General features: G+C 73.4%; 2 protein-coding genes. Both read right to left on the reverse strand.

Going from position 1 to position 8142, the window contains the following annotated elements; translation table 11 throughout:
* A partial coding sequence (locus tag VF632_RS08705; RefSeq protein ID WP_331022483.1) for an amino acid adenylation domain-containing protein occupies window positions 1-5340 on the reverse strand: 5340 nt, incomplete at its 3' end.
* Between the two features lie 413 nt (window positions 5341-5753).
* A partial coding sequence (locus VF632_RS08710; RefSeq protein WP_331022484.1) for an amino acid adenylation domain-containing protein occupies window positions 5754-8142 on the reverse strand: 2389 nt, incomplete at its 5' end.

An 8142-nucleotide genomic window follows, 5' to 3' on the forward strand; every position in this document is an offset into this window, starting at 1 on the left:
GGGAATTCCGACGAGCGTGGCGCCATTGAGGAACGCACCCCAGGCCTCGAACGTCAGCGCGTCGAAGCTCGCGTTCGACGCCTGCGCGATGCGGTCACCCGGCTGGAACCGCACGTAGTCGGTCTCGACGACGAGCTGCACGACGTGCCGGTGCGCCACCATCACGCCCTTGGGCTTGCCCGTGCTCCCGCTGGTGTAGACGATGTACGCCAGGTTCTCCGCGGTGGCTCCACTGGGAGGCGCCTCGACCGACTCCGACGCGAGCGCATCGGCCGTTTGGTCGAGGTGGACGACGACCAGGCCGCCTCCCGCCACCGCCCCGGCCAGGTCGCCGCGGCTGAGCAGCACGCGAACGCGGCTGTCGGCGAGCATCAGGCGCAGCCGCTCGGGTGGATAGGCGGGGTCCAGCGGCACGTACGCGCCGCCCGCCTTCAGCACCGCGAGGATCGAGACGATCAGCTCCGCGCTCCGCTCCAGCAGCACCCCCACGCGAGCATCGGGGCCCACGCCCAGGTGGACGAGGTGATTGGCAAGCTGGTTGGCCCGCACATCCAGCTCCGCATACGTCAGCGACTCGTCGCCCCAGGAGAGCGCCACGGCACCGGGACGCTCCCGCACCTGCGCCTCGAACAGCTCGTGGACGCACACGCCCCGCGGGTACGCCCGCTCTGTCCGGTTCCACTCCACGACGACCCGGGCACGCTCCTCCGGCCCCGTGAGTGCCAGGCGCGAGAGGCGCACGTCCGCATCGGCGGCGGCCTGCTCCAGCACCCGCGCCAGGTGGCCGACCATCCGCTCGACCGTGCCCCGCTCGAAGAGGTCGGTGCTGTAGTTCAGTCCGCCGCGCAGGCCCTGGGGGGTCGCCGCGAGCGTCAGGGAAAGATCGAACTTGGCGACCTCCATGGCCGCACCGACGCCGCCGACTTCCAGCCCCGGGAGACCGCCTCCCCCGCCCTCGGCGTTGTTCAGTGTGAACACCACCTGGAACAGGGGCGAATGGCTCATCGACCGCTCTGGCTGCAGCTCGGCCACCAGCTTCTCGAAGGGCACCTCCTGGTGCGCATACGCGCCCAGCGTCGCCTCCCGCACCCGCCGCAGCGTCTCGCGGAAGCTCGGGTCGCCCGAGAGGTCGGTGCGCAGCACCAGCGTGTTGATGAAGAAGCCGATCAGCTCCTCCACCTCCCCGCGCGTGCGGCCGGCGATCGGGCTCCCCACCACCACGTCCTCGCTGCCGGCGTACTTGCCGAGCAGCACCTGAAAGGCAGACAGCAGGGTCATGTACAGCGTCGCCCCCTCGCTCCGCCCCAGCGCCTGCAAGCGCTCCAGCAGCTCCGCGGAGAGCTCCACCGGCACCGTCGCGCCCTGGTACGTCTGCACCGCCGGGCGGGGACGGTCCGTGGGCAGCTCCAGCAGCTCCGGCGCTCCCGCCAGGCGCTCCCGCCAGTACGCCAGCTGCCGCTCCAGCACCCCGCCCGCAAGCTGCTCGCGCTGCCACACCGCGTAGTCGGCGTACTGCACCGGCAACTCGGGGAGCGGCGACCTATGCCCCTCGCGGTACGCCGCGTACAGCGCCGACAACTCGCGGAAGAGCACCCCCATGCTCCACCCGTCGCTGACGATGTGGTGCATCCCGAGCAGCAGCACGTGATCGTCGGTGCCCAGGCGCAGCAGCGCCGCACGGAAGAGCGGTCCCGCCGAAAGGTCGAAGGGCCGGCGCGCCTCCTCGCCGGCGCGACGCCCGACCGCCGCCTCGCGATCCGCCTCGCTCAGCGCCGACAGGTCCTCCACCGGCAGGGCGAACCCGCCGAAGGGCGCGATCACCTGCACCGGCGAGTCGCCCACCTCGCCGAACACCGTCCGCAGCGCCTCGTGACGCCGGACGATCTCGCCCAGGCTCCGCTCCAGCGCCGCCTCGTCCAGCGCGCCCGTCAGACGCAGCGCCGCGGGCATGTTGTAGATGGTGCTCCCCGGCTCCAGCCGGTCGATGAACCAGAGCCGCTCCTGCGCGAAGGACAGCGGCAGCGCCCCCGTGCGCTCGGTCGGCACTACCGGCGGCAGCACCGGCGCCCCCGCGCGGCGCATCTCCTCCACCCGCACCGCCAGCTCCGCCACCGTGGGTCCCTCGAAGAGCGCGCGAAGCGGCAGTTCGATGGCGAATACGTCCCGGACGCGCGAGACCACGCGAGTGCCCAGCAGCGAGTGCCCGCCCAGCTCGAAGAAGCTTTGCTCCACGCCCACCCGCTCCAGGCGCAGCACCTCCGCCCAGATCCCCGCCAGCACCTCTTCGGTCGGCGTCCGCGGCGGTACGTAGCGCTCCTGCGCCGGGGCGAAGTCCGGCGCCGGCAGCGCCTTGCGGTCCAGCTTCCCGTTCGGCGTCAGCGGCAGCGCCTCCAGCGCCACGAACGCGGCCGGCACCATGTACTCCGGCAGGCTCCCCCGCAGGTGCTCCCGCAGCTCGTCCGCCTCGACGCCGCCGGCCACGTACGCCACCAGCCGCTGGTCCCCGGGCACGTCCTCGCGCGCCACCACCACGCAGTCGGTGACGCTCTCGTGCTGGCGCAGCACGGCCTCGATCTCCCCCGGCTCGATCCGGAAGCCGCGCACCTTCACCTGCGCGTCCACCCGCCCCATGAACTCCAGCTCGCCCCGGGCCGACCACCGCACCCGGTCGCCCGTGCGGTACAGCCGTGCGCCGCCTTCCGCAGAGAACGGATCGGGGACGAAGCGCTCCGCCGTCAGCCCGGCGCGGCCCAGGTAGCCACGCGCCACCCCCGCCCCGCCGATCAGGAGCTCGCCCGGGACGCCTACCGGCTGCGGGCTGCCGAACGCGCCGCAGACGTACAGGCGCACGTTCCCCAGGGGACGGCCAATCGGATGCCCCTCCACGATCCCGTCCGCCGGAACCGGGTGCACGGAGGCCAGGATGGTCCCCTCGGTGGGGCCGTAGAGGACGTGCGTCTCCGCCCCGGGAAGCGCCTCCCGCATCTCCGCCAGCAGGTCGGCCGGGACGCGGTCGCCGCCCACGAAGGCGCGCCGCAGCCGCCCCAGCCGGGGCGTCTCGCGCTCCGCCTGCACCAGCTGCCGCATCAGCGCGGGGACGGCGTGCACGAGCGTGGCGTCCGCGATCTCCTCCAGCAGTGCGGGCACGTCCAGCACCCGGTCGCGCTCCACCAGGCGCACCGCCGCGCCGGAGGTAAGGGGCAGCAGTGCCTCGAAGAGCCAGATGTCGAAGGCGTACGAGGCCAGCGCCGGCATCACGTCGCCCTCACCAGCGCCGAACGCCTCGCGCGCGGCGGCCAGCAGGTTGGCCAGGGAGCCGTGCTGCACCAGCACCCCCTTGGGGCGGCCCGTGCTCCCGGACGTGTAGATGACGTACGCCAGGCCCGCGCTGGACGCGGGCACCTCCGGCGTCGTCTCCGATGCGGTGTCCGGAAGCTGGTCCATCCGCACGAGGGTGGCCCCGTGCTCCGGCAGCACGCCGGCCGTGCTCTCCGCAACGACCACCACGGGAAGCGCCGCGTCGGCGATGATCCATCCCAGCCGCTCCGCCGGGTAGCTGGGATCGAGCGGAACGTAGGCGCCGCCCGCCTTCCAGATCGCCAGCACGCCCACCAGCAGCTCGGGCGTGCGCTCCATGCACAGCCCCACCGGGGTCTCGGACCCCACCCCCAGGTCGCGCAGGTGCCGGGCGAGAATCGCCGCGCGCCGGTCCAACTCGCCATAGGTCATGGCTTTGCGGCCGTCCAGTAGGGCGACGGCCTGCGGAGCGCGACGCGCCCACTCGGCGAAAAGCGCGTGGGCCGGCGCGTCGGAGGTTTCGCGCTCCGTGCGGTTCCAGCCACCCACCACCAGGCCGCGCTCTTCCGCCGAGAGCAGCTCCAGCCGCGAGAGCCGCACGTCCGCGTCGTCGGTCACCTGCTCCAGCACCCGTTCCAGGTGCCCCAGCATCCGCCGGACGGTGGCCTCTTCCAGGAAGTCGGTGGCGTAGCTGAGGCGCGCGCGAACGCCCCTCGGCTCCTGCGCCAGCTCCAGGCTGAGGTCGAAGCGGGCCGCCTCCTCCGCGCCCCCCGCCGACTCCAGCGGCAGCGCGGGCCCCGCCGCCTGCGCCGGAGCCGCCGCCGTCACGGCCGGCCCACCGCCCACGCTGTGCTGGTTGTGCAGGACGATGATGGCCTGCACCAGCGGGGCGTGGATCAGCGACCGCTCGGGGTTCAGCTCCTCCACCAGCTTCTCGAACGGGAGTGCCTGGTGCTCGAAGGCGCCCAGGGTGGCCTCGCGCGCGCGCGCCAGCAGCTCGGCGAAGGTGGGATCGCCCGAGAGGTCGCCACGCAGCACCAGCGTGTTCACGAAGAACCCGACGATCCCCTCCACGTCCACCGAGGCGCGGTTGGCGACCGCCGTGCCCACCAGCACGTCGTCCTGGCCGGCGTAGCGGCCCAGGAGGAGCTGGAAGGCGGCCAGGTACACCATGAACGGCGTGGCGTCGTGCGCCCGCGCCAGCGCGTCCACGCGCGCGGGGAGGCCGCCGCCCAGCATGGCGCTGACGGCGGCGCCGCGCTGGGTGCGCACGGGGGGCCGCGGGCGGTCCGGCGCGATCTCCAGCAGCGTGGGTGCCCCCTCCAGCGCGTCGCGCCAGAAGCCCACCAGCCCCGCGAGCGCGTCGCCGGAAAGGCGCTTGCGCTCGCGGAGGGCGTGGTCGCCGTACTGCAGCGGGAGCGGCGCCAGCGGCGAGGGCTCGCCGCGCGAAAAGGCCTCGTACAGCGCCTTCAGCTCGCGCGCCAGGATGCCGGTGGACCAGCCGTCGGTGATCGCGTGATGCAGGTTCCAGAGCAGGGCGTGCTCGTCCGCCGCCAGCCGGACCAGGGAGGCGCGGAAGAGCGGGCCCTCCTCCAGCCGGAAGGGGGACGCGGCGTCCGCGCGCGCCAGCCGCTGCAGCTCGGCCCGCGCCTCGTCGGGAGCCAGTGCGGAGAGGTCCGTCACCTCCAGCCGGAAGGGCGCGGGCGGGGCGACCACCTGCACCGGCTCTCCGCCGCGCTCCTCCAGGTGCGTGCGCAGCGTCTCGTGGCGCCGCACCAGCTCGTCGACGGCACGCTCCAGCGCGGTCACGTCCAGGGGGCCGGGGATGCGCCAGACGCGGGGCATCGAGTAGGCGGCGCTCCCCGGCTCCAGGCGATCCAGCAGCCACAACCGCCGCTGCGCGAACGACGCGGGAAACTCGGATGGGCGCTCGCCGCCGTCGTGCCCGGCCGACGCCGCGACTGCGCCGCCCTTCAGCTTCAGCCTCAGCAGCCTCTGCTTTTCGGGCGACAGCTGGGCCAGCCGGGAGATGATATCGGTCATGTCCTGCTCTGTATGCGATGGCTTCCGACGAGACGGAGGTGCCTGGTGCTTCGCGACTGCGGTCAGTGCGGCGCGCCCGTTTCGTGCTCGGCGGGCCGCTGCCGCTGGTGAGGGGGTATCGAGAGGGCCTGGCCGCATGCCTGCGGCCGGCCCTTTTCCACGCCCCCCACAAGCGTCGACTTAAGCTTTTTTAGGGCAACGATTTGAGTTTGCGGTGTCTAATAAAGTACGTGCGCCGCGCGAATCGCGCTACCCCGACCAATACAAATCCCTGCCAGTGTTTGACTTATGCTTATGCCCCCGGCCCCTCCCTATCTCCGGCAAGCGGCGGTAAGCGTGGGAGGGGCTCTTTCTGCCGCCGCGCGGAGCTCAGCGCGCAGGAGCGGCTTTCGCCACGGCCCCGGCTGGATCGCTCATGAATCGTCTCCCTTGCGTGTCGCTCCCCCGCTCCCACCCGCCCCCTGCCCCGCCCGCGCCCGGCGGACGGCGGCGCGGTCGCGCCCCCGCCGCCTGCGCCCCTCCGCGCCGGCCCGCGGTCCCCCGGCACCCTCCCCCTCGGCCCCCAGGTGCTCGGCCAGCGCCGAAACCGTGGGAAAGCGGAAGAGGTCGGCGATCGGGATCGTCCGGTCCAGCGTTTCGCGGAGGCGCGCCTGCACCTTCACGAGCAGGAGGGAGTGCCCGCCGAGGTCGAAGAAGTTCTCTTTCACCCCCACCCGGGCGCGCCCCAGCACCTCGGCCCAGATGGCCGCCAGCGCCGCCTCCAGGGGCCGTCGCGGCGGCGCGTAGCTCGTTTCGGCGGAAACCGGCTTCGGCGCCGGCAGCGCCCTGCGGTCCATCTTGCCGTTCGGCGTCAGCGGCAGCTGCTCCAGCACCACGAAATCCGCCGGCACCATGTACTCCGGCAGGCTCCGCCGCAGGTGCTCCCGCAGCTCGTCGGCCTCGACGCCGCCCACCACGTAGGCCACCAGCCACCCGTCGCCCGGCACGTCCTCGCGCGCCACGACCACGCAGTCGGCGACGCTCTCGTGCCCCCGCAACACGGCCTCGATCTCCCCCGGCTCGATCCGGAAGCCCCGGATCTTCACCTGTTCGTCCATGCGGGCCAGGTACTCCAGCGTTCCGTCCGCCCGCCAGCGCGCCCGGTCGCTCGTGCGGTACAGCCGTGCGCCGCGGTCGGTGGAGAACGGATCGGGGACGAAGCGCTCCGCGGTCATCGAGGAGCGCCCCAGGTAGCCGCGCGCCACCCCCGCCCCGCCGATCAGGAGCTCGCCCGGGACGCCCACTGGCTGCGCGCCGCCGAGCGCGTCGCAGACGTACAGGCGCACGTTCCCCAGGGGACGGCCGATCGGATGCCCCTCCACGATCCCGTCCGCCGGCACCGGGTGCGTGGAGGCCAGGATGGTCCCCTCGGTGGGGCCGTAAAGGACGTGCGTCTCCGCCCCGGCGAGCACCTCGCGCATCTCCGCCAGCAGGTCGGCCGGCACCCGGTCGCCGCCCACGAAGGCGCGCCGCAGCCGGGCGAGCCGGGGCGTCTCGCGCTCCGCCTGCACCAGCTGCCGCATCAGCGCGGGGACGGCGTGCACGAGCGTGGCGTCCGCGATCTCCTCCAGCAGCGCGGGCACGTCCAGCACCCGCTCGCGCTCCACCAGGCGCACCGCGCCCCCCGAGGTGAGCGGGAGCAGCGCCTCGAAGAGCCAGATGTCGAAGGCGTACGACGCCAGCGCCGGCATCACGTCGCCCTCGCCGGCGCCGAACGCCTCGCGCGTGGCCGCCAGCAGGTTGGCCAGGGAGCCGTGCTGCACCAGCACCCCCTTGGGACGGCCCGTGCTCCCGGACGTGTAGATGACGTACGCCAGCCTCGCGTTGGACGCCGGCACCTCCGACGCGGCCTCCGCGGTGTCCGGAAGCTGGTCCACCCGCACGAGGGTGGCTCCGTGCTCCGGCAGCACCCTGGCCGTGCCCCCCGTGGCGACCACCATCGGAAGCGCCGCGTCGCGGATGATCCACCCCAGCCGCTCCGCCGGGGACCCCGGATCCAGGGGGACGTAGGCGCCACCCGCCTTCCAGATCCCCAGCACCCCCACCAGCAGCTCGTGCGTGCGCTCCATGCACAGCCCCACGGGGGTCTCGGACCCGACGCCCAGCTCGCGCAGGTGCCGGGCGAGGATCTCCGCGCGCCGGTCCAACTCGCCATAGGTCACGGCTTCGCGGCCGTCCAGCAGGGCGACAGCCTCCGGAGCGCGGCGCGCCCACCGGGCGAAGAGCGCGTGGGCCGGTGGGTCGGAGTATCCGCGCGCCGTGTGGTTCCACGTCCCGAGCACGAGCGCGCGCTGCGCCTCGCCGAGCAGCTCCAGCCGAGAAAGCCGCACGTCCGCGTCGGCGGCGACCTGCTCCAGCACCCGCGCCAGGTGGCCGAGCATCCGCTCGACCGTGCCCCGCTCGAAGAGGCCGGTGCTGTAGTTCAACCCGCCGCGCACGCCCTGGGCGGTCGCCGCGAGCGTCAGGGAGAGGTCGAACTTCGACACCTCGAACTCCGTTCCCACTCCCTGCACGCCCAGCCCCCCGAGCCTGCCGCCCGTGCCCTGGGCGTTGTCCAGCGTGAACGACACCTGGAAGAGCGGCGAGTGGCTTAGGCTGCGCTCCGGGCTCAGCTCCGCCACGAGCTTTTCGAAGGGCACCTCCTGGTGCTCGTACGCGCCCAGCGTCACCTCCCGCACCCGCCGCAGCACCTCGCGGAAGCTCGGGTCGCCGGAGAGATCGGTCCGCAGCACCAGCGTGTTGACGAAGAAGCCGATCAGCCCC

The organism is Longimicrobium sp., assembly GCF_036388275.1.
Lineage (GTDB): Bacteria > Gemmatimonadota > Gemmatimonadetes > Longimicrobiales > Longimicrobiaceae > Longimicrobium.